The sequence below is a fragment of the Alteromonas sp. Cnat2-8 genome (assembly GCF_022348355.1).
GTDB classification, from domain to species: domain Bacteria; phylum Pseudomonadota; class Gammaproteobacteria; order Enterobacterales; family Alteromonadaceae; genus Alteromonas; species Alteromonas macleodii.
In genome coordinates this window covers 366,252-389,690 of the sequence record NZ_JAKREX010000006.1, presented here as the reverse complement: position 1 = coordinate 389,690, position 23,439 = coordinate 366,252, and the positions used below count along the sequence as shown (strand labels likewise).

The 23,439-nt window shown below is 43.7% G+C and carries 20 protein-coding genes; 13 read left to right on the top strand and 7 right to left on the bottom strand.

Annotated elements, in window-relative coordinates:
- Positions 1–36 precede the first annotated feature (36 nt).
- The 5 genes from MHN00_RS17570 (at position 37) to fldA (ending at position 3,963) form a co-directional block, all read left to right on the top strand.
- Positions 37–1,686, top strand: a complete 1,650-nt coding sequence (locus MHN00_RS17570; RefSeq protein ID WP_239301956.1) for an electron transfer flavoprotein-ubiquinone oxidoreductase — start codon at positions 37–39, stop codon at positions 1,684–1,686.
- A 122-nt stretch (positions 1,687–1,808) separates the two neighbouring features.
- A complete protein-coding gene (locus tag MHN00_RS17565) occupies positions 1,809–2,207 on the top strand; it encodes an H-NS family nucleoid-associated regulatory protein (protein WP_014949737.1) in 399 nt (132 codons plus the stop codon).
- A gap of 82 nt (positions 2,208–2,289) precedes the next feature.
- On the top strand, positions 2,290–3,069 hold the full coding sequence (locus tag MHN00_RS17560; RefSeq protein WP_239301955.1) for an alpha/beta fold hydrolase: 780 nt from the start codon (positions 2,290–2,292) through the stop codon (positions 3,067–3,069).
- Between the two features lie 124 nt (positions 3,070–3,193).
- Positions 3,194–3,412 carry a DUF2788 domain-containing protein gene (locus MHN00_RS17555; protein ID WP_012519093.1) on the top strand — a complete coding sequence of 73 codons (219 nt, stop codon included), beginning with the start codon at positions 3,194–3,196 and terminating at the stop codon, positions 3,410–3,412.
- Between the two features lie 26 nt (positions 3,413–3,438).
- The gene (gene fldA, locus MHN00_RS17550) at positions 3,439–3,963 is read left to right on the top strand and encodes a flavodoxin FldA (protein ID WP_014949739.1); all 525 of its coding nucleotides are present in this window, start codon (positions 3,439–3,441) and stop codon (positions 3,961–3,963) included.
- 98 nt (positions 3,964–4,061) lie between these two features.
- Here fldA and MHN00_RS17545 read toward each other — a convergent pair whose 3' ends face one another.
- Positions 4,062–6,068: a methyl-accepting chemotaxis protein gene (locus tag MHN00_RS17545; RefSeq protein WP_014949740.1), complete on the bottom strand. Its 2,007-nt coding sequence runs from the start codon at positions 6,066–6,068 to the stop codon at positions 4,062–4,064.
- Between the two features lie 315 nt (positions 6,069–6,383).
- Here MHN00_RS17545 and fur point away from each other — a divergent pair, with 315 nt between their 5' ends.
- A complete protein-coding gene (gene fur / locus MHN00_RS17540) occupies positions 6,384–6,812 on the top strand; it encodes a ferric iron uptake transcriptional regulator (RefSeq protein ID WP_014949741.1) in 429 nt (142 codons plus the stop codon).
- 50 nt (positions 6,813–6,862) lie between these two features.
- Here the strand turns inward: fur and MHN00_RS17535 are convergent, their stop codons facing one another.
- The 4 genes from MHN00_RS17535 to MHN00_RS17520 form a co-directional block, all read right to left on the bottom strand.
- Entirely contained in the window at positions 6,863–7,729 is an 867-nt protein-coding gene (locus MHN00_RS17535; protein WP_014949742.1) for a D-amino acid aminotransferase, read from the bottom strand.
- Positions 7,726–8,673, bottom strand: coding sequence for a biotin-dependent carboxyltransferase family protein (locus MHN00_RS17530; protein WP_061485996.1), 948 nt, complete (start codon positions 8,671–8,673; stop codon positions 7,726–7,728). Before MHN00_RS17530 ends, MHN00_RS17535 begins: the two co-directional genes overlap by 4 nt.
- Positions 8,670–9,410: a 5-oxoprolinase subunit PxpB gene (pxpB, locus tag MHN00_RS17525; RefSeq protein WP_014949744.1), complete on the bottom strand. Its 741-nt coding sequence runs from the start codon at positions 9,408–9,410 to the stop codon at positions 8,670–8,672. Before pxpB ends, MHN00_RS17530 begins: the two co-directional genes overlap by 4 nt.
- Before the next feature lie 135 nt (positions 9,411–9,545).
- Positions 9,546–10,283 (bottom strand): 5-oxoprolinase subunit PxpA, encoded by a 738-nt coding sequence (locus MHN00_RS17520; protein ID WP_239301954.1) that lies wholly within the window; start codon positions 10,281–10,283, stop codon positions 9,546–9,548.
- Between the two features lie 65 nt (positions 10,284–10,348).
- Here MHN00_RS17520 and MHN00_RS17515 point away from each other — a divergent pair, with 65 nt between their 5' ends.
- The 5 genes from MHN00_RS17515 to MHN00_RS17495 all read left to right on the top strand — a co-directional run bounded on the left by MHN00_RS17515 (position 10,349) and on the right by MHN00_RS17495 (position 19,642).
- Positions 10,349–11,233, top strand: a complete 885-nt coding sequence (locus tag MHN00_RS17515; RefSeq protein WP_239301953.1) for a S1-like domain-containing RNA-binding protein — start codon at positions 10,349–10,351, stop codon at positions 11,231–11,233.
- Positions 11,234–11,317: 84 nt separating this feature from the next.
- Positions 11,318–11,710 carry an OsmC family protein gene (locus MHN00_RS17510; protein WP_014949747.1) on the top strand — a complete coding sequence of 131 codons (393 nt, stop codon included), beginning with the start codon at positions 11,318–11,320 and terminating at the stop codon, positions 11,708–11,710.
- 213 nt (positions 11,711–11,923) lie between these two features.
- Positions 11,924–13,057 (top strand): efflux RND transporter periplasmic adaptor subunit, encoded by a 1,134-nt coding sequence (locus MHN00_RS17505; protein WP_039225481.1) that lies wholly within the window; start codon positions 11,924–11,926, stop codon positions 13,055–13,057.
- Between the two features lie 25 nt (positions 13,058–13,082).
- Positions 13,083–16,466: an efflux RND transporter permease subunit gene (locus tag MHN00_RS17500; RefSeq protein ID WP_239301952.1), complete on the top strand. Its 3,384-nt coding sequence runs from the start codon at positions 13,083–13,085 to the stop codon at positions 16,464–16,466.
- The gene (locus MHN00_RS17495) at positions 16,463–19,642 is read left to right on the top strand and encodes an efflux RND transporter permease subunit (RefSeq protein WP_239301950.1); all 3,180 of its coding nucleotides are present in this window, start codon (positions 16,463–16,465) and stop codon (positions 19,640–19,642) included. The genes MHN00_RS17500 and MHN00_RS17495 overlap by 4 nt, the downstream gene beginning before the upstream one ends.
- A gap of 126 nt (positions 19,643–19,768) precedes the next feature.
- On the opposite strand, the gene MHN00_RS17490 is transcribed toward MHN00_RS17495, so the two are convergent.
- Both MHN00_RS17490 and MHN00_RS17485 read right to left on the bottom strand, forming a co-directional pair.
- Positions 19,769–20,113 carry a DUF3718 domain-containing protein gene (locus MHN00_RS17490; protein WP_014976749.1) on the bottom strand — a complete coding sequence of 115 codons (345 nt, stop codon included), beginning with the start codon at positions 20,111–20,113 and terminating at the stop codon, positions 19,769–19,771.
- Positions 20,114–20,530: 417 nt separating this feature from the next.
- Positions 20,531–21,325, bottom strand: coding sequence for a DUF2189 domain-containing protein (locus MHN00_RS17485; RefSeq protein WP_014949751.1), 795 nt, complete (start codon positions 21,323–21,325; stop codon positions 20,531–20,533).
- 272 nt (positions 21,326–21,597) lie between these two features.
- On the opposite strand from MHN00_RS17485, the gene MHN00_RS17480 reads away from it, so the two are divergent.
- Positions 21,598–22,818, top strand: a complete 1,221-nt coding sequence (locus MHN00_RS17480; RefSeq protein ID WP_014976750.1) for a pyridoxal phosphate-dependent aminotransferase — start codon at positions 21,598–21,600, stop codon at positions 22,816–22,818.
- A 1-nt stretch (position 22,819) separates the two neighbouring features.
- Entirely contained in the window at positions 22,820–23,419 is a 600-nt protein-coding gene (gene yfbR, locus MHN00_RS17475) for a 5'-deoxynucleotidase (protein WP_012519109.1), read from the top strand.
- Positions 23,420–23,439 lie beyond the last annotated feature (20 nt).

Below are 23,439 nucleotides of genomic sequence, written 5' to 3'. Positions count from 1 at the left end.
AGTGCATTATAAAAATACAAACATAAGGAGCCTCCCGTGGAACGAGAATCGATGGAGTTTGACGTAGTCATCGTCGGTGCCGGCCCAGCTGGATTATCAACGGCTTGTAAGCTTATGCAGCTTGCAAATGAAAAAGACCAAGAGCTAATGGTTTGTGTGGTCGAAAAAGGCTCCGAGGTAGGTGCACACATTCTTTCTGGTGCCGTGTTTGAGCCGCGCTCACTAAACGAACTTTTTCCTGATTGGAAAGAAAAAGGTGCACCTCTCAATACACCCGTAACTGAAGACCACATTTACCTACTTAATGATGAGACTTCAGCGAAAAAGTTACCTAACGCTATTACTCCGAAAACCATGCACAACGATGGCAACTATATTGTGTCTATGGGTAATGTGTGTCGCTGGTTGGCAGAACAAGCTGAACAACTAGGTGTTGAAGTATTCCCTGGCTTTGCGGCCTCTGAAGTCATTTACAATGAAGATGGTAGTGTTGGCGGTGTACTTACCGGCGACATGGGCGTGGGTGAAAACGGCGAACCTAAAGACGGCTACATGCCAGGTATGGAACTACGCGCTAAATACACAGTGTTTGCAGAAGGCTGTCGCGGTCACTTAGGAAAAGACCTCATTTCGCACTTTAAGCTGGACGAAGACAGTTCACCGCAACATTATGCCATTGGCTTTAAAGAGATTTGGGATATAGACCCATCCAAGCACCAGCCAGGGCTTGTGGTTCACAGTGCAGGCTGGCCACTTGACGATGCAACAGGCGGTAGCTATTTATACCACGCTAAAGATAACCAAGTGTTCGTTGGCCTAATCGTAGACCTAAACTACGACAATCCATACCTAAGCCCGTTTGATGAATTTCAACGCCTAAAGCACCACCCCGTATTTAAACAGTACCTTGAAGGCGGTAAACGTGTCTCTTATGGCGCAAGAGCTATCGCTAAAGGTGGGTTTAACTCGTTGCCTAAAATGACCTTCCCAGGTGGTTTACTCGTCGGCTGTGAAGCCGGAACGCTAAACTTTGCCAAAATTAAAGGTAATCACACGGCCATGAAGTCGGGCATGCTTGCAGCAGAGAGTATTTTTGAAGCCATTTCAGAAAATGCTGAGGCACCAGTAAAAGAGTTAACAAGCTTTACAGAGAAATTTATATCATCGTGGCTATACGACGAATTGTTCCGCTCTCGTAACTTTGGCCCCGCTATCCACAAACTCGGAAATTTCTGGGGTGGCGCATTTAACACGCTAGAGCAAAATATCTTTAATGGTAATTTGTTTTTCACCATGAAAGACGAACATAAAGACTACGCACAGCTTAAAGAAGCGAAAGATGCAAAAGAGATTTCATATCCTAAGCCAGATGGCGTGTTAAGCTTTGATAAACTGTCTTCTGTATTTTTATCTAATACAAATCACGAAGAAGACCAGCCTTGCCACTTAAAATTAAAAGATCCGTCTATTCCTTTGCAGGTTAATTTACCTAAATTTGCAGAGCCAGCACAGCGCTACTGCCCTGCTGGTGTATATGAAGTAATTGAAGAGGAAGGTGAAAAACGGTTCCAAATTAATGCACAAAACTGTGTTCACTGTAAAACCTGCGACATAAAAGACCCAAGTCAAAATATTAAATGGGTAGTTCCGGAAGGTGCCGGCGGACCAAATTACCCGAACATGTAATTTAAAGTATTAATTTGCTATTTAACGGATATTTTTAAAAAGCGAGCTTGGCTCGCTTTTTTTTTGTGCTACTTTTATTTATTATCCAATAGAAATTAAGTACAACGTATTAAGGTTAATTAATGAGCGATTTTTTAGATATTTTAACCCATGGAAGACGTTTACAAGGTGCTGTTAAGGAATTAAGCATTGAAGAACTTGAACAAGTTCAAGAAAAACTTAGCGGTATAATTGAGAAAAGAAAAGAAAAATTAGTAGAACAAGAAAAGCTTGAGAAAGAAAAATTAGAGAAGCTCGCTGCTATTAAAAAGCAAATGGAGGAAGCGGGTTTAAATGTTGAAGATCTACAGGCATTAAATGTAGAAACAAACAAAAAGGTTGGCAAAAAACGTCCGGTTAAATACAAGCTTGTTGATAGCAAGGGTGAAGAACACCTTTGGACAGGTATAGGACGCATGCCTCGCGTTTATAAAGAAGCGCTAGATAGCGGTAAGTCACTCGACGATTACGCCATTAATTAATTGAAATTGTGAATTAAACAAGGCCTGTTTTTACAGGCCTTATTTTGTTTGAACAGCATGTTCAGAAACGGATAAGTATATTGTGAAGTTGAACTACAAACTTTCGGAATGCGCTTCTACCTCTCCCTGGCTGATTCTCATTCATGGACTATTTGGAAATGCCGATAATTTAGCCGGCATTAAGCGCCACTTTGAGTCTAATTACAACGTGATCAGCATTGATCTGCCTGACCACGGTGAATCCCCATGGACATCTTCATTTTCTGTCGACGATGCTGCAAATGGGGTGTTCGAGATTATGCAATCGCTTAATATTAGAGAAAGCGCGGTTTTAGGCCACTCATTAGGCGGCAAAGTAGCCATGAGATTAGCCTTAAACCACGGCGACGTTGTTTCTCACCTCATTGTCGCCGATATTGCACCAGTATCTTACGACCATAGCCACCAAACCGTATTTGATGGACTCAAGGCCGTTCCCTTAGATGCAATTCAAAGTAGAAAAGATGCTGAAAAAGAAATGGCTAAACATGTGAAAGAGCCAGGCGTTCGACAATTCTTATTGAAGAGCCTATATCAAGATGAAAATGGCGATTGGAAATGGCGTTTTAATGTCGATGGATTAATTGCAAGTTATTCACACATTATTGATTGGGAACAAACAAATCAAACATTTGATGGCGTAACATTATTCATCAAGGGCAGTGAGTCTGATTATATTACGCCAGCCTATCGCGATGAAATAACGCGTTATTTTCCTATGGCTAAAGCACATGTAATAGAAGGTACTGGCCACTGGTTACATGCAGAAAAGCCAGCGGTCTTTAACGCCGTTGTAGAAAGAACGCTCAATAAATCGTCTTAAAGAAGGGTTTTCATCATCATTTAAGATGAGAATGACTATTATTACCTATTTTTGAACGTTTTAGGCTCTTACAGGCGTATATACTGTGATATAGTTGCGCCAGATTTTTTTAAGTAACAACACTATGCTTGCAGAAAATTACGAACTCATTGAGTCCATCATGCTGTATGGCGGCTTATCTATCCTTTTTGGGTTGATGGGTTTTGCTGTACACGATGTACTGCGTAAGAACGATGTGCCACTTATTGGACGAGTGGTAACGTACGGTGTGCTAGGTTTAGGCGCATTAGGGTTTCTTGCGAAGGGCATTATTGAATGGTTTTGGCTAAGCACAGGCGTTTAATTAGTAACGATTAATAGAGGTTAGATATGGCAAGCGTTGGCCTATTTTTCGGAAGTGACACGGGTAATACCGAACATGTTGCGAAAATGATCCAGAAGGAATTGGGTAAACAGCTAATTGATGTTAAAGACATTGCCAAGAGCAGTAAAGAAGACATCGCTGAATTTGATTTGCTTATCTTTGGTATCCCTACGTGGTACTACGGTGAAGCGCAATGCGATTGGGATGATTTCTTTCCTGAACTAGAGCAAATTGACTTCAACGACAAGCTAGTTGCTATTTTTGGTTGTGGAGACCAGGAAGACTATGCAGAGTACTTCCTAGACGCGATGGGCATGGTACGTGACATCGTTGAAGCCAAAGGTGCGATTTTAGTAGGTCAATGGTCAACTGAAGGCTACGACTTTGAAGCGTCTAAAGGCATGGCTGACGACAATCACTTTGTTGGCTTGGGTATTGACGAAGACCGTCAACCAGAACTAACTGACTCGCGCGTTAAAGCGTGGTGCAAGCAAATTCACGATGAACTTTGCTTGGCAGAACTTGCTTAAGCACTGCTGCGAAAAAGAATACAAAAAACCGCTCTGATGAGCGGTTTTTTTTGATAATTAATTAGCTGCGCCTGCTGTCAGTTACGCTAATTCAGCGATTACAGGTGAAACCGCTCTACTGCTTTTCTCAAGCTCTCAGTTTGCGCATCCAACAACATTGTCGACTCGTTCGACTGGCGCGTGCTTTGCGCACTGGAGTCGGCTAAAGCAACTATGCGGTTCAAACTTTTCGCAACATCACCAAGTAAAACATCTTGTTGTTCGGTATCAGCCACAATGTGTTCATTAATATCGCTTAACCGCTCAATGATTTCTCTAATACTCTCTACTTGTTGAGATACTTGCTGGGTAATTTCCACCCCTTCTTGCGCTTGTTCGCGCCCTGCATTAATAGCTTTTACTGCCTGCGCAGCATCTTTTTGTAAGTTCCCAATCATCTGTTCAATTTCTTCCGTAGAGTCATGGGTGCGGTTAGCTAGCGTTCGCACTTCATCCGCAACAACCGCAAAGCCTCTACCTTGTTCACCAGCTCTTGCAGCTTCAATGGCTGCATTCAATGCTAACAAGTTGGTTTGCTCTGCAATCGTTTTAATCACGTCTAAGATACTGCCAATATTGCGAGAGTTGTCGTCCAAACGATTAATGATCTGCGCCGAAGACTCCGCCTGTTTGGCTTGATTACCCACCTGCTGACTGCTTTTTTGTACCAATTGACCAATATCTGTACTTTGCTTTGTTATATCGCGTAGGGCGTCCATTGCTTCATTAATTTGGGCGAGGTTGCTGCGGCTTTTTTCCTGTACATGTTTTGTATTCGTAGACGTTACCGTTACTTGCTCACGTTGCTTGTCTACCTCAGATAAGCTCTTATTACCCAGCTCTACGCTTTCTTTTGTAATGTCTATAAGGCGTTTTTCTTGCTCTAATATATTGCCCACTAGCTCTCGTAAACTATCGGTTAGGCTGTTCACTTTTGCGGAAAGGGCAGAAAACTCGTCATTGCCCTCTTGAGGCAATTTGGTGCTTAAATCCCCTTTACTTAGCTGACTTAAGCCTTTATTGATACGGCCAAGGGGCTTGGAAATACTACGGGTTACAATAACCGCTAAAAATATTGCAGCAACCAAGCCCAGTGCCGCGACAATGATATTGCGCACAAGGTTGGCCTGAACAGATTCAAGAATGGCGTTCTGCCCATCAAGAGATTGCTTCTGGACAGCGTCAAACAAAGTATTAATGTCGGCAAGTGCGGTTTCTAACGCTTCTTTTGCTTCCTTCTGAGCTTTCGCTGCTTTGTCTACTTCAGAAAGTTTTTGTCGCTGCAAAGCAATTAATCCATTTGTGCCGTTTACCGCTTCCATCAGTAAATCATACTGTTCGTTAAAAGAAGCTATCGTACCGCCATCATCTACCCCTGTGGCCAAACGATTTACATAGTCTTTATCTACCTGCAAATTACTCAATTGGTATTCTAAATCTTCAATAATACTCGCACTTTGCGTAGCGTTATCGGTTTCAGCCAGTTCAATGAATGAATCATTCATTGTGAGCAATTTGTTGTCTATTGCAGTACCCGCACCAATTAGCGTTTCAATACTGGGGTTATTTCCCTCTAAATAGGAAAGATCTAGCATTAACGCACTAGCCTCATCGGCCGTCATTAAGACTTTTTCAAGCTGTGCAGCAAGAGCCTTCTCGATATTCATTCGCTCGTTGATAGCGGTATACATGTCGTTACTACTATTAACGTAGGCTAGACTAACGTCGACAGCGTTACTGGCTACCGCGTTGTTTGGCATAAGTGAGTTTAAACGAGACAAGTCGTCAGAGAATGCGGAAGATAAAGTATCAAACGTCTCTTTGTTTGCGACCAGCTCTTCTCTATTTTCGACATGATATCCGTTGGCAGTAATCACTGATAAAGAGAGGATCTCAGTCTTTACTTTTACCATGCTGGTCTGAACTGGCATCTTTTGCTCTACAACGTCTTGTGCAGAATCTTTTATTCCGCTAAGACCAAAATAGGAAAGAATACTGGTAAGTAATAATAAGCAGCCGAATAAGCCAAAGCCTAACGTGATTTTATTTATAATTGTTAACTGCATGGGCACTTCCACCAAAAAAACATGCCAAAAAATAAAAAGGGTTGTATCGCCTTTTTAAGTTTAGTTTAACAGGATGTTAATTCAATGCATCAAAAGTTTTATTTATTTTGCACATTTGTTAGATAAATCTTGCACTTACAATCTGGTCAGGCCAGACACCATGCGGGCTGTATCGAAGTAACAATTTTTATCGCACCAGTGCAATGGATAAATTTTCAGCGAGAAAACAAAGTTTCCACGGTTTTGCTTTTAAATTGTTTCAACTTACCTATAATAACCACCAAATACTTATTCACTCGTTCTTAGTAGGTTGTAATGGATCAAAATAAAGAATTGAAAAAAGCAGGGCTAAAAGTCACTCTGCCTCGCCTTAAAATTTTACAAATTCTGCAAGAGCCAGAAAACCAACACATCAGCGCTGAAGACGTTTACAAAATCCTTATCGAACAGGGTGAAGAAATTGGTCTTGCTACCGTGTACCGCGTGTTAAACCAATTTGATGATGCAGGCATTCTCAATCGCCACCATTTCGAAGGTGGAAAATCTGTATTTGAAATCAGTCACAAAGATCACCACGACCACCTTGTGTGTTTGAAGTGTGGCAAGGTCATTGAGTTTGAAGATGACATTATCGAAGAACGCCAAGAGATGATTGCAAAGCAACACAAGATGAAGCTAACGCATCACAGCCTTTACTTATATGGTGAGTGTACAGACGGTAACTGCGACAACTTACCTGAATAAGTAGCAGTTTTATTCTAGCAAAAGGCCCGCTTTAAGCGGGCCTTTTTTCGTTACGCTTTAAACTTATATGCGTGGTAAGCCTTAATTGCTTTCTCCCACACGTCACCCACTTCCCCTGTGCCAATAGGTTTTCCGTCTACTTCAACTACCGGGGCAACTTCTTTGCTTGAAGAGGTTAACCATACTTCATCTGCCTCCAGCAACTCATCTTTGCTAAACCAAGTTTCTGTAACAACCAGGCCTGCCTGTTTAAATGCTTCAATTGCAATGGCGCGAGTAATACCGGGAAGAAGTTCATGGTTTAAGGGGGGCGTAGATATACATCCGTCTTTCACCATAAACACGTTGCATGAACTTGCCTCGGTTATCATACCTTCGCTGTTGTACAAAATAGTTTCGTTAACGCCTGCGTCAACACCTGCTTGATAGTGCATTACATTGCCTAACAAGGATGTGGATTTGATATGGCAGCGTTGCCACCTTTTATCCTGTTGAAGCGCAACTTTGAAAGGCCTTGCTTCAGATTTTGCTGTGGGCTGTGGTGGCGCTATTTCAAAAGCAAACCCGAATACCGTAGGTGCTATATTCTTAGGGTATGCATGAAAACGTTTTGTATCGGTGCCACGGCTTACGTGGAAATAAACACCAATGTTTCCGCTTTCTATAAATGCTTTGTTTTTTTCGACCAAGCTGGTCAAAATGTCTTGCCATTCTTCTGCTGAATAAGGGTTAGCGATTTCAATAGCTTTAAGGCCTTGCGCCATACGCGAAGTGTGCCCCTTGAAGCCTACTGCGCTACCAGAATACGTTGGAATGACTTCATAAATACCATCACCAAAAAGGAAGCCTCTGTCCATCGGAGAAATTTTAGCCTCAGAAAGAGGCATATACTCACCGTTTAAAAACGCAATCGTCACAATATTTCTCCTTGTAGTCGGCGACGCCTACTTGTCATCAGTAGCCAGTCTGCCCTTGCTTCTTCTTCATGTTGAAAAACAAAATTCACTTTTTCGCCTGGCACGGCTTGGGCCAAGCGACTTATATCACAGGGGCTTACACAGCCAAGTTTTGGATAACCCCCTAATGTTTGTCTGTCGCGCATCATTACAATAGGCTGCCCGTCGCCGGGAACTTGAATTGCACCTAAATGAATTGCCTCTGAGCGCATGTTTTCTATATCGGCAGTAACTGATTCACCGGTCAACCTAAAGCCCATGCGATCGATAGCCGATGAAACCGTATAGCTGCTTGTTTCAAACGTGCGTAAAGCAACAGCGCTAAAACTCGAAAACTGATACCCGGGAATAACCCGAATAGACTCTAAAAAACCATAGTTGTCTATGTGCTGCCGCGAGAGAGTGCGCATTCTAGCGGTGCTTTTAATTCTGCTGTTAGCTGAAATGTCGATGCAATCGCCATCTTTTAACGCGCATCCCTTACCTTCCAACCCACCAAGTTGTTCGCGTACTACCGTACATGCACTCCCTACCGCTTTTGGCACATGCCAATTTCCACCTATTGCCAAATAGGCTTTGCTACCAAGTAGAGCGCTGCCAAACGTAATAGTTGCGCCTGCCGGTACATGTTGGCTCTGGTATGTTGCTTTAACGTTTCCATCTACATCGAGTGAGGGCTCCCTGCCAGTCACAGCAATAATACAATCTTCATCAACCCGTAATCGCATTTCACCAATCGCTTCGAAGCATGGCGTACCGTCTAAATTGAAGGCGAGAAAATTGGCCCAATCATAGGCGTTACTATCCATAGGGCCTGATTCACAAAATCCATCCCGTTGTCGCCCTACCCGTCCGTTATCTATGATAAGGCTAAACAATCCTTTACTGAGTACTTCAATTCTCATCGCTCAACCTGCAATCCTGCTCTATATTCCTGTTCAGTAACTGAAACAAACCTAACCACATCACCTGCTTTTAACCGCGCTTCACTTTGCTCATTTTTATGAATGAGCATGTCGAATGCCGTAAGCCCCAATAAATTCCATCCTCCAGGTGATTCACTGGGGTAGACAGCAGTTTGCCTGTCAGCGATTGCAACCGCACCTTTAGGTACGCGTTTGCGCGGTGTGCCTAGTCGCGCACATTTGAGCGCTTCTGGAATATCACCCATATAGGCAAAGCCCGGAGAAAAACCCACTGCGTATACTTTATAAGTCGTGCTAGTGTGCAATTCGATAATCTCTTCAATAGACAGTGACGTTTTCTTACTCACTACACTTAAATCACTTGCATTAGGCGCACCGTACCAAACAGGAATTTCAATCACGGCGCTACTTTCATTCTCTTTTGCTTGCAAAGAGAATGATTGCAGGCTCATGTCTTCAGCGCTTAGATTACTTATGGCACGGTATACACCGTGGCTATCAATTAATGCCATATCAAAAATAATCAACAGGCTGTCATAGGAAGGCACACACTCACGCAGCCAAGCCCACGAATCGCTTCCCTTTTTGCTATCTATCGCTGCCAGCATGTGATGACAGGCATTATTCGCGTCGTCCAGGTTTGCGCCATCAAAGTACAAAATAATGGCGTCTGCACTTGCTGTAACTATTCGCTTAATGCGACCGAAAGCTTGCATCTACTGTCCTTGTTATTTAAACGGCTGTCAGTGCTTGGTTCTGAGTACTTAGTTTTAGATATACCACTCTCAGCACAACAATGGGTAACAGCCTCTTGTATTGTTCTTGTAAAATGTGTTTTTTATGAGGCAGGTTTATAGAAATGTTCTGATTTTCTTTGCAATATTCACCGCCCCTTTAGTATCGCCATGTACACACAGAGAATCCGCTTCTATTGCAAGTGTTGCTCCCGAAGCTGTCGTTACTGTTCCCGATGATATAAGTTGTTTAGCTTGAAGCAATGCGTCGCTCTCGCTTAACACGGCACCTTCGATCAAGCGAGATTGCAGTAAACCTTCATCGGTATAACGCCTGTCTGAAAACGCTTCAAAATACAACGGCAGCCCCCACTCTTGCGCAGCTTCTTTAATCGCTGTATTTTGCGACGTAGCCTGTACCATTAGCGCAAGGGGCGAATCTAACGTCTGCATATTTATTTCAGCTATGCTTTGCATTACTGTGCGCATGACAGCTGTATCTTTCATCATGTCATTGTAAAGCGCACCATGAGGTTTCACATAGCTTACGTTGGCCCCACAAACCTTTGCCATTCCACTCAATGCACTTACTTGATATTGAATCATAGCGCTGAGTTCATCAGCGGCAATCGCCATACTTCTGCGACCAAATCCCTGTAAGTCTGGATAGGCTGGATGGGCACCTATGACCACATCATGTTGTTTGGCTAACCGAATAGCCTGCTTCATGACTAATGGATCACCAGCGTGAAAACCACACGCAATGTTGGCCTGATCAATTTCTGCCATAATGGCGGCTTCCACCGGCATTGACCACGCACCAAAACTTTCACCTAAATCGCAATTTAACTTCATAATGGTTTAGCTCTTACGTTCATTCCAGTATCATGTTACCTGTTCTTTTTAAAAAGTCAGTGCTGATGATAAATATTGGAAAAATTAATACATTACGCGTGGTAGCCCAATACCCTTTTGGCTACGCTTTAGCGCCACTTGTCGAAAACAACGACGAAAGCGACAGCGTAATAGAAATAGATGATGCTGAAGAGCTGCAAACTGTGACCCTTGCGATTGACGAAGTAGAAACTTCCCTCGCAGAAGGACAACAGATAGACGTATTTGTAGCCACAGATCAGCGCGGCGATCTCTATGCCACCATGAAGAAACCTTTGATTCAAGTTGGTGAAACTAAGGTACTTAAAGCGGTGTCTGCCACTAACTTTGGTGCATTTTTCGACTGGGGTTTAGACAATGACCTTTTAATGCCCAACGACTACCAAGCCCAACCTGTTAATCCAGGTATGTACTATGTTGTTCACACCTTTTTTGATGATAAAACCCAGCGTATTTTAGGTGCTACCAAGCTTCACTATTTTCTAAAGGAAAGTAGTGCCTATCTCAACGAGGGCGACACAGTGCAATGCTTGGTTTATGCCAAAACTGATTTAGGTTTTAAGGTAGTTATCAATGAAAAAAGCTTAGGTCTTATTTTCCATAGCGATGCCTTTAAGCCACTTAAAGTCGGGCAAGCTACTGAAGGGGTAATTAAAACAATTCGTGACGACGGCAAAGTGGACGTAGCCCTTCAGCGCGTAGACAAAGGTGGCCGTGATGCACTTCAACAAGCCATTTTGGATGACTTAGAAGCCCACGGTGGGATTTCTACGCTAACAGATAAGAGTGCGCCAGAAGCCATTTACTCTCATTTTAACGTGAGTAAAGCCGCGTATAAAAAAGCGTTAGGGGCGTTATATAAGCAAAAGAAAATCACGCTTAGCCCAGATGCTGTTCGCCTTAACAAATAAACGCACATGTCACAGCTGCATTGAAGCGCTAAACTGGCCTGTCTTGCAGCTTCCTTTTTTATTTTTATGACATTAGGACAAACAATGAAAGCACGTGTTTCTTGGGATCAAGATTTAACTTTTACAGGAACTACAGACAGCGGTTACAAAACGGTGATGGACGGCAGCGGTAAGGCTGTATCTCCGATGGAATCAGTGCTGTTGGCAGTTGGTGCATGTTCAAGTATTGACGTGGTAGATATTCTTAAAAAAGGGCGCTTTAACATTGAAGCCTGTAACTGTGAATTAGAAGCTGAACGCGCTGAAGAGCCGCCTCGTGTATTTACTAAAATTCACGCGCATTACACAGTGTCAGGTGAAGGCATTAGTGAAAAGGCCCTTGCTCGCGCTGTGCAGCTTTCTGCAGAAAAATACTGTTCCGTCATGCTAATGCTAACGGGTAATGTTGAGATCACTACAAGCTATACTTTGGTTTAATAAACTATAGTAGAACCAGCCTCTTTTTAGCGATTCTCGCTAAGCATTAGTAGAAAAGGCCAACCACTTGGGTTGACTTTTTCGTTGAAACTGTTTGTTACACTCATAAGTGATTGATATTATTAACAATTAACATTAGTTAACATCTTTGGCATATTAGCTGCTGTATATGGTCATTATTATATAACGACAACTACGTTAGGGTTATTGACCATGGAAACTACAACGCACAGCAACACCTCTTTTTCACCATCACATTCTTTATTACCGTTTTCGCCAACATCACTCAAATTACTTGTTGGAAGCGGTATTGTTGCCCTCTCTCTCTCGATGACAGCATGTTCTGATGCTGATGCCATTAATGACCAAGCCAACGCCACCGAAGTTGAAGAAACCGTTTTTGCTATTCCCGTTGAAACCCAAACCATTGTTACTGGCGACATTACGTCCACTTACGATACAACCGCTATTTTAGAAGCCCGTGAAGAAGCATTTGTGGTTGCGCGAGCGTCTGGAATTATCGAAGAAATCTTCGTAGAAGAAGGTGATTATGTTGAAAAAGGCCAGGTACTGGCACAGCTTGATAAACGCCGCTACGAGCTGAACTTATCAAAAGCTTTGGCTGATTTAGCTGGTATTGAAAGCGAACTAGAAAAGGTCAACAAAGTCTATTCCAAAAAGCTTATCAGCGATGACACTTACGACAAGCTCACTTCGCAATTTGAATCAGCAAAAGCGTCTGTACGCTTGGCTGAACTTGATTTGAAAGAAGCAACGATCACAGCACCGATTGATGGATACATTGCAGAAAGGAATGCCAAAGTGGGCAACCTGACTGAATCGTTCCAACGGGAGAGAATGTTCCATATCGTTCAGCAACGTAATCTTCAAGGCATTGTGTATCTGCCTGAAAATGAGCTACCTAACGTAGTGATTGGACAAGGTGCAATGCTTACCGTGGCGGCTTTAGGCGACAGGAGTATCACCGCGAGTGTTGAACGTATAAGCCCGGTCATCGATGCGACCACAGGCACGTTCAAAGTAACCTTAAAAGTACCGAACGAAGACAACAAACTTAAAGCCGGCATGTTTACCGATGTGTCACTTGAGTACGCAACCCATGCTAACGCCACGTTGTTGCCTCGTAGAGCGCTGGTTACCATCGATAATAATCATAGTGTATTCGTTGTCGACAACGGCAAAGTTAAAAAAGTTGATATTTCTACAGGCTTTGAAAACAACGAAGTCGTTGAAGTTATTAATGGTTTAAACGGTAATGAAGAAGTGGTTACTGCAGGCCACCAAAACTTGAAAGACAGCGCCCCTGTTGAAGTAGTTAACAGCTAATTCGGCCTAACAAGGAACTCACACAATGCGTATTGTAGATATTGCTGTAAAGCGCCCTGTTGCCGTTAGTATGTTCACTTTTGCGGTATTGCTATTTGGTATGGTGTCGTTAGGCAGACTGTCGGTTAACCTACTGCCTGACTTATCTTACCCTACTCTCACCATTCGTACTGACTACGACGGTGCAGCGCCAGGCGAAGTCGAACAACTGGTTTCAAAGCCCATTGAAGAAGCCATTGGCGTAGTAAAAGGCGTACGTAAAGTCACGTCCACATCGCGTGCAGGCCAGTCTGACGTAGTGCTTTCATTTGCATGGGGTACTGACATGGATTTCGCGAGCTTAGAAGTGCGCGAGAAACTTGATGTATTACAACTTCCCCTTGATATAGAAAAGCCAAGGCTCCTTCGTTTTAACCCAAGTTTAGACCCAGTAATTAAACTGGGGCTGACGGCACAAAGCGATACGTCAAGTTTAAGCGTAGCGCAAATGAAGCGATTACGTTTATATGCCGAACAGCAAGTAAAACGAGCTTTAGAGTCGGTAGAAGGTGTGGCAGCCGTGCGCGTTGGCGGTGGTTTAGAAAACGAGATACACATTCTTATCGACCAGCAGAAAGCCAGTCAGCTGTCTATTCCCATTACCCGAATTATTGACCGGGTCAGTGCCGAAAACATTAACGCGGCCGGCGGTCGAATTGATAACGCAGCCCAAGCGTTTTTGGTCAGAACCCTCAATCAGTTTGAAACACTGAGCGATATCGAAAACCTTTTCATTGGGCGTTTTGAAGGCAGAAACATTCAACTTAAAGACGTGGCAACGGTTGAGAGTGCTTATAAAGATCGTGATGTGGTAACGCGCTTTAACGGCAATGAAGGCATTGAAATTGCCATTTATAAAGAAGGCGATGCTAATGCGGTTAACGTTGCGCAAAAAGTGGCTAACCGGTTAAATGAGGTCAACAACAACTTGCCTTCAAACTACACGCTTAGCGAAATTTATGACCAAAGCGTGTTCATTAAGCAAGCTATAGATAACGTAAAATCAGCGGCAGTGATGGGCGGTATTTTAGCCATGTTAGTGCTGTATCTTTTTCTTAAAGACTTCTGGGCTACCGTTATTATCTCGGTTTCTATTCCGGTATCAGTAATTGCCACCTTTAATCTAATGTATGCCAACGACATAAGCTTAAACATGATGAGCTTAGGTGGTATCGCGCTGGCTGTTGGATTATTAGTAGATAACAGCATTGTTGTGCTTGAAAATATCGATCGCCATAAGAAGTTAAAAATGGCTGGAAGTGATAACGCTACAGCTAATGAAAAAACGACGGCAGAAGCCACAGACACTGAGGCATCTGCCGCCAGTGAAGGCACAAAAGAAGTCTCTGGCGCAATTGTGGCTTCGACACTGACCACTATGGCCGTGTTTGTGCCGCTAATATTTGTAGAAGGTATTGCAGGTCAGCTGTTTAAAGATCAAGCGTTAACCGTGTCGTTCGCTTTGGCAGCATCGCTTGTTGTTGCACTCACACTTATCCCTGCGATGGCACATAAGAAGAAAAAGCAACAGCTAGACCACGAAGATGTGTTTACTACACCAGCGCCTACCCCTCCTACGTCGACGTTTGGCAAAGTTATGTATTACGTTACCCTGCCAGTTCGTTGGGTATTCAGACTTATCTTTGTATTTTTACCTGCAGCCTTGGTCACCTTGGTGATAGGTGCATGGCATATCGTCAGCAAATTATTAAGCGTTGCGTTTAAACCACTTATCTGGGTATTTAACAAAGGGTTTGACCTTCTCGCTTCTGCTTATGAAAAACTGCTGCGCGTAAGTCTTAAAGCCAAAGCGCTAGTGTTAGCTACTGCCTTTATTCTTGCTGCTGGCGCGATAATGCTTGTACCAAAACTAGGTATGGAACTTATTCCTACCCTGTCACAAGGAGAATTTTCGGTAGAAGTGACCCTCCCTGCGGGCTCGCCACTAGCGCGTACCGACGCTATTATCAGCGAGCTTGCTGCGGTTGCAGTAAATAACAATGATGGCGGCGAAACCAAGGTGCTTCGCACCTATGCCATGTCTGGTACGGGTAGCCTTATAAGCGCCGCGCCTAATCAGGGTGGCGATCATTGGGGCCGCTTAAACATTGTCATGCAGCCTACGGCGACAGCTTCCGATATGGACGCGGTAAAGCGTGCCCTTCGCGATCATCTAGCCTTTAAACCTCAGGTTCAGGCAACGTTTTCAGAGCCTGAGCTATTTAGCTTTGCATCGCCTATTCAAATTGAAATTGCGGGTTACGACCTCAATCAATTACAGCAGTATGGCGACGCCATTGCGACCAAGCTAGCCAGTTACAGTAATTTTGCAGACGTAACGACCAGCATTCGTGACGGGAACCCAGAGCTTAAAATAGCCTTCCATCACGCCAAACTTGCTCGCCTTGAGCTTGATGCATCAACCGTTTCTCAGCTTATTGCGGCCAAAGTAGGTGGCCGTGTCGCTACACAGTATAGTGTTGAAGACAGAAAGGTAGATGTGCTAGTAAGAACCCAAGAAAACCAGCGAGATGACATCGCCAGCGTGCGCGCCATTGTTGTTAATCCAGGCTCTGCGCAACCTATTCCATTAAGTGCCGTTGCAGACGTGTACATGAGTGTAGGTCCTAGCGAAATCACCCGCGTTGGACAGCAGCGTGTAGCGCTGGTATCTGCAAATTTAGCCAAGGGTAAGCTTGATGAAGCAGTTGCCGTTGCTAATAAAGTCATTGATGAAACCCAACTTCCTCTATCTTTAAGTGCAACAGTAACTGGACAAAGTGAAGACATGCAAAGCAGCTTCCGTTCGCTACAGTTTGCCCTAGCACTTGCCGTGTTTATGGTGTATTTGGTTATGGCGTCTCAGTTTGAGTCGCTGCTGCACCCTCTGCTTATTTTGTTCGCAGTGCCGCTAGCCGGTGCAGGTTCTGTGTACGGGTTGTGGCTTACCAATACGCCGCTAAACGTGGTGGTATTTATAGGTTTGATTATGCTGTGCGGGATTGTAGTAAACAACGCTATTGTATTAGTTGACCGTATAAATCAGTTACGCCGCCAAGGAGTAGAGAAAGATACAGCTATTCTAGATGCTGCTAAAACCCGCCTGCGCCCTATTGTGATGACTACACTTACTACGGTACTAGGTTTATTGCCTATGGCGTTTGGTTTTGGTGAAGGTGCTGAAATTCGCACGCCAATGGCCATCACTGTTATTTACGGCCTTCTGTTTGCAAGCTTGCTCACCCTCATTTTACTGCCAGTGCTTTACAGCCTGTTCGACGTGAAGAAAAACGTTGCGCAGAAAACGTCTGTTAACACTAATGCGGGCTTTAGTGACGAAGGAGCGATGTCGAAAGGAGGTGTACTATGAGTACACCTTCTCACAACGCTAATAACAGTTCTGAAACCCATACTGAAAAGCGCCAAATAGGTGAACCGAATCAACGCGAGACAGACATAGCTTCACAGCCGCACCTTTCAAAAATTGCAGGTATAGGCGCCTCGCTTGCACGCTTTGCGTTAAATAAGCCCGTTACCATCGGAATGCTGTTTTTGTCTATGTTGCTGTTCGGTATTGTATCTGGCCGCTTATTACCCCTTGAAAAGTTCCCTGGGATTGACATTCCAGAAATGGTAGTGCAGATCCCCTACCCTGATGCAACGCCTGTTGAGATTGAAACCATGATCACCCGTCCGGTTGAAGAAGCTGTTGCTACCATGTCGGGGATAAAGCGATTAAGGGCACGGTCGTACGACAACATGGCTGAGGTCATAGTAGAGTTCGATTGGGATGAAAACCTTAAAGCCAAAAGTATTGAAGCGCGGGAGAAGATTGACGCTATTCGCCACGAACTTCCTGACGATATAGAGCGGATCATGGTGTATAAATTTAACACCAACGATATGCCTATATTTCAGCTTCGCGTATCGAGCGACCGCGACTTATCAAATGCCTACGACTTGCTAGAACGCAACCTTAAGCGTCCGCTAGAGCGTGTTCCGGGTGTATCGAAAGTTGAGCTATACGGCACCATGAAGCGTCAAATTACTATTCGCTTAGATCCTAAGAAAATGGCGGCCTACCAAATAGACGGTACACGCTTAGAGCAGCAGCTTCTAAACGCAAACTTCTCGCTAACCGCGGGCTACATGTACAATAACGGTGAAAAAATTCTGGTTAACCCAACTGGCGAATTTACCGATGTAAACGATTTTAAAAATATGTGGGTTACTCGCAGCGTTCGCTTGTCTGATATTGCCAGCGTGACTTACGAGCTCCCTCAACGCAACGAAGGACGTCATTTAGATCGCACCTTTGCGGTAGGCTTTAACGTATTTCGCGAATCGGGCAGCAATCTTGTAGAAGTTTCCGACGCGGTAATGAAAGTTATCGAAAAAGCCAAGGAAGACCCTGAGTTTACAGGCATTAGTTTATTTGTAATGGACGACACCGCGAAAAGCGTAACTTCGTCGCTGAGCGATTTGCTAAACGCTGGCCTTTTAGGTGCGTTACTTTCAGTTATTGTGCTGTACTTATTCTTGCGCCAGCTTACCACCACCTTAATCGTGGTGCTTTCTGTACCATTCTCAATTTGTATTACCTTAGGTGTGATGTATCTATTAGGTTATACACTCAACATCTTATCGTTAATGGGCCTCATGCTAGCGGTAGGTATGCTGGTAGACAACGCCGTTGTGATCACTGAAAGCGTATTTCAAGAACGCCAACAAGAGGGAGACATTAAGCGAGCCACCCAGATTGGTGTAAACAAAGTCAGTCTTGCAGTCATTGCCGGAACTGCAACCACGGCAATAGTGTTTTTACCTAATATTATTGGGGTAAAAATAGACGTGACTATTTTCCTAGAGCACGTTGCTGTGGCTATCTGTATATCTCTGTTCGCGTCGCTTTTCATTGCTAAAACACTTATTCCCTTGCTGACAACTAAGGTAAAGATCCCTGTTGTAAAAACGCCTAAAACACCGTCCTACATAAAAGGCTATGGTCGTGCGCTTAACTGGATGTTGAAACACCAGGGCGTAACTTGTGTTATTGCTCTGCTTATTCTCGCGTCGACCTTTGTGCCTATGCAGGTGGTTACGTCTGACGATGAGGGTAACGACAACCAAGAGCGTATTTGGCTTAATTACCATGTGACGCAAAACTTCACTCTAGAAGAAGTGGAAAAAACAGTCGATAAAATGGAAGCATATCTTTATGAAAACCAAGAACGCTTTCATATTAAGCAGGTGTATACCTATTTTACTGCCGGCCATGCGGTAAGTGGTATCACGCTTAATGATGAATTGCCCGTAAGTGTAGGAAAAATCAAGGAGGATATTCGTGAAAACATGCCTTCATTTGTGCGTGCTCGCCCCTCTTTCCAGTGGGATAGCGGCAACGGTGGTGGCGTTAGAGTAACGCTGTTGGGGGAATCTTCAGAAACCTTGCTCACTATTTCAGAGCAAATCATTCCTATTCTTTCCACCATAGATGGGTTGGAAGATGTAAAAGCCGACACGGGATCTACCCGTGATGAGGTTCAAATACGCATAGACAGAGAGAAAGCAAACCGCTTTGGCATACAAGTAAACGATGTGGCTAAACTTATCTCTACGGCACTACGCGGCAGTAATTTACGTACATTCCGCTATGGTGACGCCGGAGAAGTGGCGGTGCAGCTTAAGTTTGGCAGCGATATTCAAGCCTCGCTAAGCGAACTTAAGAACATCAATATTGGGTTTACGCAGGGTCAATCGGTAACGCTGAACATGATTGCAGATTTCACTGTGGTGCCACAGCTTTCGCAAATTAACCGCAACTATCGTCAAACAGCGCTAGCTATTGGTGCAAATCTAGAGGGTGAAACCACCACCGAACAAGCTCGTGAACGCATAGAAAAAGCATTAGCTAATATCGAATTGCCGACAGGCTATAAGTGGACGCTAGACGGTAGCTTCTCTCGCCAGGATGAAGCCAATGCCGTAATGCAAATGAATATGCTATTAGCGCTTTGCATGATATACGTTGTGATGGCCGCGCTGTTTGAATCGCTAATTCTTCCAACATCTGTAATTACGTCACTACTGTTTTCCTTTACAGGTGTTTTTTGGGCATTCATGGTTACAGGCACATCTATGTCTATCATGGGGATGATTGGCATGCTGATTCTGATGGGTATTGTGGTTAACAATGGCATCGTATTGGTAGACAGAATTAATCAGCTCATCAATGAAGGTCTGTCGCTGTTTGACGCAGTAATTGAAGGGTGTATGACACGTATCAGGCCTATTCTGATGACAGTAGCCACAACGGTTTTAGGGCTTATTCCACTTGCGATGGGGAGTACTCGAATTGGCGGCGACGGCCCTCCCTACTCGCCAATGGCCATTGCAATCATTGGTGGGCTAGTGTTCTCAACACTAACCAGCTTGTTCTTAGTACCACTTGCTTACGTGTTGCTACTAAAGCTTAGGTTTAAAACGCAACGTTTGTTTAAAACCAGTAAAGCGCGTGTAGCCACGTATATTAAAATCGCTAATTAAGGCGCATTTTAAAGCAAAAAGTAAGACAAAAAGCGGGTCTAGTTTTCACCATTTACGTCAACGTGATTGACGATGAGTGCAAGTTAGCCCGCTTTTTCTGGATTTATCGTAACCGCAATCAACGCCTTAGCTACGCGACGTTAAGTATTCATGTACGGCATCAGCGTGACGCTCAACTGAAAACTCAATTAGGCTACTGCCATTGCAGGTCAACCCTTCTTCAGACGTTACCATACGCAACACTTCACGCTGACTAGCACCAATGCGACCTACGTTACGTGAAAGACTAGAGCGAAGTACTCTAACATCATCATTTATCACAGCTTTACAAAACCCTGCAAATTGGGTTTCGCCTACAAAGCGAATGTCTTTTTGCGGTGCTGCGGCAGTTGCGTTTACGCTAAATGCTACGGTTGCAGTTACAGCTAGTACTTTTACCGCGTTGGCTAGTTTCGATTTAACTGGTTTCATGTTTAATTCCTTAATGTGTAGATAAAGGCTTTAATCAAGTTTGTGGCAAACTCTTAGTTTTTGGTTGAACAAAGCTGAACAATCAACAATTCGCTCAACGCCCTTTATTTATGCATCAAGAATTAAAACTTTTCTGTTGAATGATTGTGTAATGGGGGTAAATGTGTGGTAAATCAGTTTGTTACACCATTGTTACTAGGCTAAATCACTGTTTTATCGAGATTAATTTAGATTACATATTACTAATATATCTAGCGATGGAACTTGTAGGAAGAAAGAAATATAAGACTTAAGTATAAAAAGGCCCCTTTTGGGGCCTTAAAACTGTAATTTTAACAAAATATATAATGGTAAAGCGCATCTAATGTACAGAAAACCTCACCATTTCCGTAATTAAATTACAGAAAACGTGGGCGATTACTCATATTTGCGTTCGCGCTTAGTTTCAATGGCATCAATATAAGCATGCCATGACGCGTAGCCGATAATAGGCATTAACACGATAAAACCAATAAACCCGGTTACGTAACCAATCGCAACGGTGGTAAAGATGATCGCCCCCCAAATAAGCATGGGGACCTTATTAAGCCACACTGCGTTAACACTGGTTAATACAGCGGTGGCAAGGTCAACTTTGCGTTCCATCAAAATTGGTTGGGTAAACGCCGTAATGAAAAGCATGGCCAATGTAAAACCCGCACCAACAATTGTGCCTAGTGCTAAAAATGGTAATAAGCTTTCTAAATCGTTTTCGATATAAGGCGGATAAAGTGCATGGATTAGCGATGCAACACGCAACCAGAATATCATCATCACCATAAGTAAAATGGCAAAGCCCCACTCGTTAAACGCATTTCTGCGCATTGCACGCAAAGAATGGCGTAACGTGGGCTTATGGCCTTTCTCCATTTCCCAGCTCACATCATAAAGACCAGCAGCCAAAAATGGACCTACCAACATAAAGCAAACAATGGCGGGTAAAATAACTAAGTGCCAACCTGTCATTTCAACCAAGTACATAATGAACCACGGAATAACCGCGAAAAGAACGCCATAAAACAATGTGAGACCTGGTGCGCGCATAGCGTCTCGTAATGCCAATGACAACCATTTTATAGGGTCGCCAACGTCTAATTCTTTACAGGGAATAACGCGTGCTATACCACTTTGCGTGATTGCATTCTCTGGTGTTTCTTTGAAATGGTGCGACATATTCTTATCACCTCTGCTTGTTAGCCTGTTTGTTACTAACGCGTTTTTTATACACGCCTTACTACTACGATAGGCGCTGAATGAAAAGTTCACAAGCTATTAACATAAATTTTATATTTAAGTGACAAGCGGATCATTCATCTCGTTATGTGGTCAATAAATAGCCACTTGGTGAAAAAAGTAGTGCTTAAAGCAGAAATACTGCAAAAAGGCCATCGCATATGGCTTTGTATTGCGATAATCTCAGGGTATGTAAATCAACCAGATAGACCATGAAAACTGTATCTCGCTCACATAAATTAGATAACGTTTGTTACGACATTAGAGGCCCAATCGCTGCGCAAGCACGCAAAATGGAAGACGAAGGACACCGCATATTAAAGTTGAATATCGGTAACCCTGCCCCATTTGGATTTGAAGCCCCTGACGATATCGTAAAAGACGTTATTCATAACCTGCCTACGTCTCAAGGATATTCAGACTCGACAGGAATTTATGCTGCCCGTGTGGCCGTGATGCAGTACTACCAGCAGCGCAACATTAAAGACATCCGTGTAGACGACGTTTATATTGGTAACGGCGTATCTGAGTTAATTATGATGGCAATGCAGGCGCTACTTAATCATGGCGATGAAGTGCTTATTCCAAGCCCTGACTACCCGCTTTGGACAGCAGCAGTTAGCCTCTCGTCAGGTTCACCCGTTCATTATCGCTGCGACGAGCAAGCAGGCTGGTTCCCAGATATTGACGACATAAAAAGTAAAATCACCAGTAAAACTCGCGCGATCGTACTGATCAACCCTAACAACCCAACCGGCGCAGTTTACGACAAAGCCCTTTTACAAGATGTGGTTGAAGTCGCCCGCGAACACGGACTTGTTGTATTTAGCGACGAGATTTACGACAAAATTCTTTACGATGAAGCAAAACACACCAGTATTGCTTCACTGGCTGACGATGTGTTTTTTGTTACCTTTGGCGGCTTGAGCAAAAACTACCGTGTGGCGGGCTTTCGTTCAGGTTGGCTAGTTGTCAGCGGCAATAAGCGCCTGGCGTCGGACTATATTGAAGGGCTTAATATTCTGTCTTCCATGCGGATGTGCGCTAACGTACCGTGTCAAAGTGCTATTCAAACTGCGTTAGGCGGCTATCAAAGCATTGACGACTTGGTGAAAGAAAACGGGCGTCTTCGCATTCAGCGCGACGTGACTACAGATATGCTAAACGGCATTGACGGTATTTCGTGCGTTAAACCTAAAGGTGCCATGTATTGTTTCGCTAAAGTGGATGAGAAGAAATTCAACATTCAAAACGACGAACAAATGGTGCTGGACTTATTAAGCTCTGAAAAAATTCTGCTGGTACACGGTCGCGCGTTTAACCTGACCGAAGGCACATACTTTCGATTAGTATTTTTACCGCACAGCGATGTATTAGTGCCTGCACTACATCGTATTGGCAACTTCTTTAGAACGTATAAGCAAGGGGCGTAATGTGTCTGATAAAAGTCACTTTTTCGCGCACCTGGCGCGCTTAAAGCTTATTAATCGCTGGCCGCTAATGCACAACGTGCGCACAGAAAATGTGCAGGAGCACAGTTTGCAGGTGGCCATGGTTGCCCACGCACTTGCTTTAATAAAAAATAAGTTTTTTGGCGGCACACTAAACCCTGATCGTATTGCTACCATGGCAATATTTCACGACGTGTCGGAGGTACTCACCGGAGACCTCCCTACCCCAGTGAAATACTTTAACCCTGCGATTAAAGAAGAATATAAAAAGATCGAAAAAATTGCAGAGAACAAGCTAATAGAAATGGCACCAGAGGCATTTCGAGAAGACTATGCGGCGCTTATTGATCATCACTACCATAGTGAAGAAGAAGCTTTTATTGTGAAAGCAGCAGACGTACTTTGCGCTTACCTAAAAACGCTTGAAGAATTAGCTGCTGGTAACCAAGAGTTTAAGCTGGCTAAGAAACGATTAGATAAAACCCTTAAAGAATATCATTCTGAAGAGGTAGACTACTTCTTAACGCGTTACGTACCAAGCTTTTCTTTAAGTCTTGATGAAATTACGCAAGACGATATGTGAGCGAGGCGATTAACAGCGCT

Coding starts and splice junctions, on each gene's coding strand:
- MHN00_RS17515 (WP_239301953.1), top strand. CDS start 10,349: ATGATAAATATTGGAAAAATTAATACATTACGCGTGGTAGCCCAATAC.
- MHN00_RS17530 (WP_061485996.1), bottom strand. CDS start 8,673: ATGAGAATTGAAGTACTCAGTAAAGGATTGTTTAGCCTTATCATAGAT.
- MHN00_RS17480 (WP_014976750.1), top strand. CDS start 21,598: ATGAAAACTGTATCTCGCTCACATAAATTAGATAACGTTTGTTACGAC.
- fldA (WP_014949739.1), top strand. CDS start 3,439: ATGGCAAGCGTTGGCCTATTTTTCGGAAGTGACACGGGTAATACCGAA.
- MHN00_RS17520 (WP_239301954.1), bottom strand. CDS start 10,283: ATGAAGTTAAATTGCGATTTAGGTGAAAGTTTTGGTGCGTGGTCAATG.
- MHN00_RS17510 (WP_014949747.1), top strand. CDS start 11,318: ATGAAAGCACGTGTTTCTTGGGATCAAGATTTAACTTTTACAGGAACT.
- MHN00_RS17565 (WP_014949737.1), top strand. CDS start 1,809: ATGAGCGATTTTTTAGATATTTTAACCCATGGAAGACGTTTACAAGGT.
- MHN00_RS17495 (WP_239301950.1), top strand. CDS start 16,463: ATGAGTACACCTTCTCACAACGCTAATAACAGTTCTGAAACCCATACT.
- MHN00_RS17490 (WP_014976749.1), bottom strand. CDS start 20,113: ATGAAACCAGTTAAATCGAAACTAGCCAACGCGGTAAAAGTACTAGCT.
- pxpB (WP_014949744.1), bottom strand. CDS start 9,410: ATGCAAGCTTTCGGTCGCATTAAGCGAATAGTTACAGCAAGTGCAGAC.
- MHN00_RS17500 (WP_239301952.1), top strand. CDS start 13,083: ATGCGTATTGTAGATATTGCTGTAAAGCGCCCTGTTGCCGTTAGTATG.
- MHN00_RS17485 (WP_014949751.1), bottom strand. CDS start 21,325: ATGTCGCACCATTTCAAAGAAACACCAGAGAATGCAATCACGCAAAGT.
- MHN00_RS17555 (WP_012519093.1), top strand. CDS start 3,194: ATGCTTGCAGAAAATTACGAACTCATTGAGTCCATCATGCTGTATGGC.
- fur (WP_014949741.1), top strand. CDS start 6,384: ATGGATCAAAATAAAGAATTGAAAAAAGCAGGGCTAAAAGTCACTCTG.
- MHN00_RS17505 (WP_039225481.1), top strand. CDS start 11,924: ATGGAAACTACAACGCACAGCAACACCTCTTTTTCACCATCACATTCT.
- MHN00_RS17545 (WP_014949740.1), bottom strand. CDS start 6,068: ATGCAGTTAACAATTATAAATAAAATCACGTTAGGCTTTGGCTTATTC.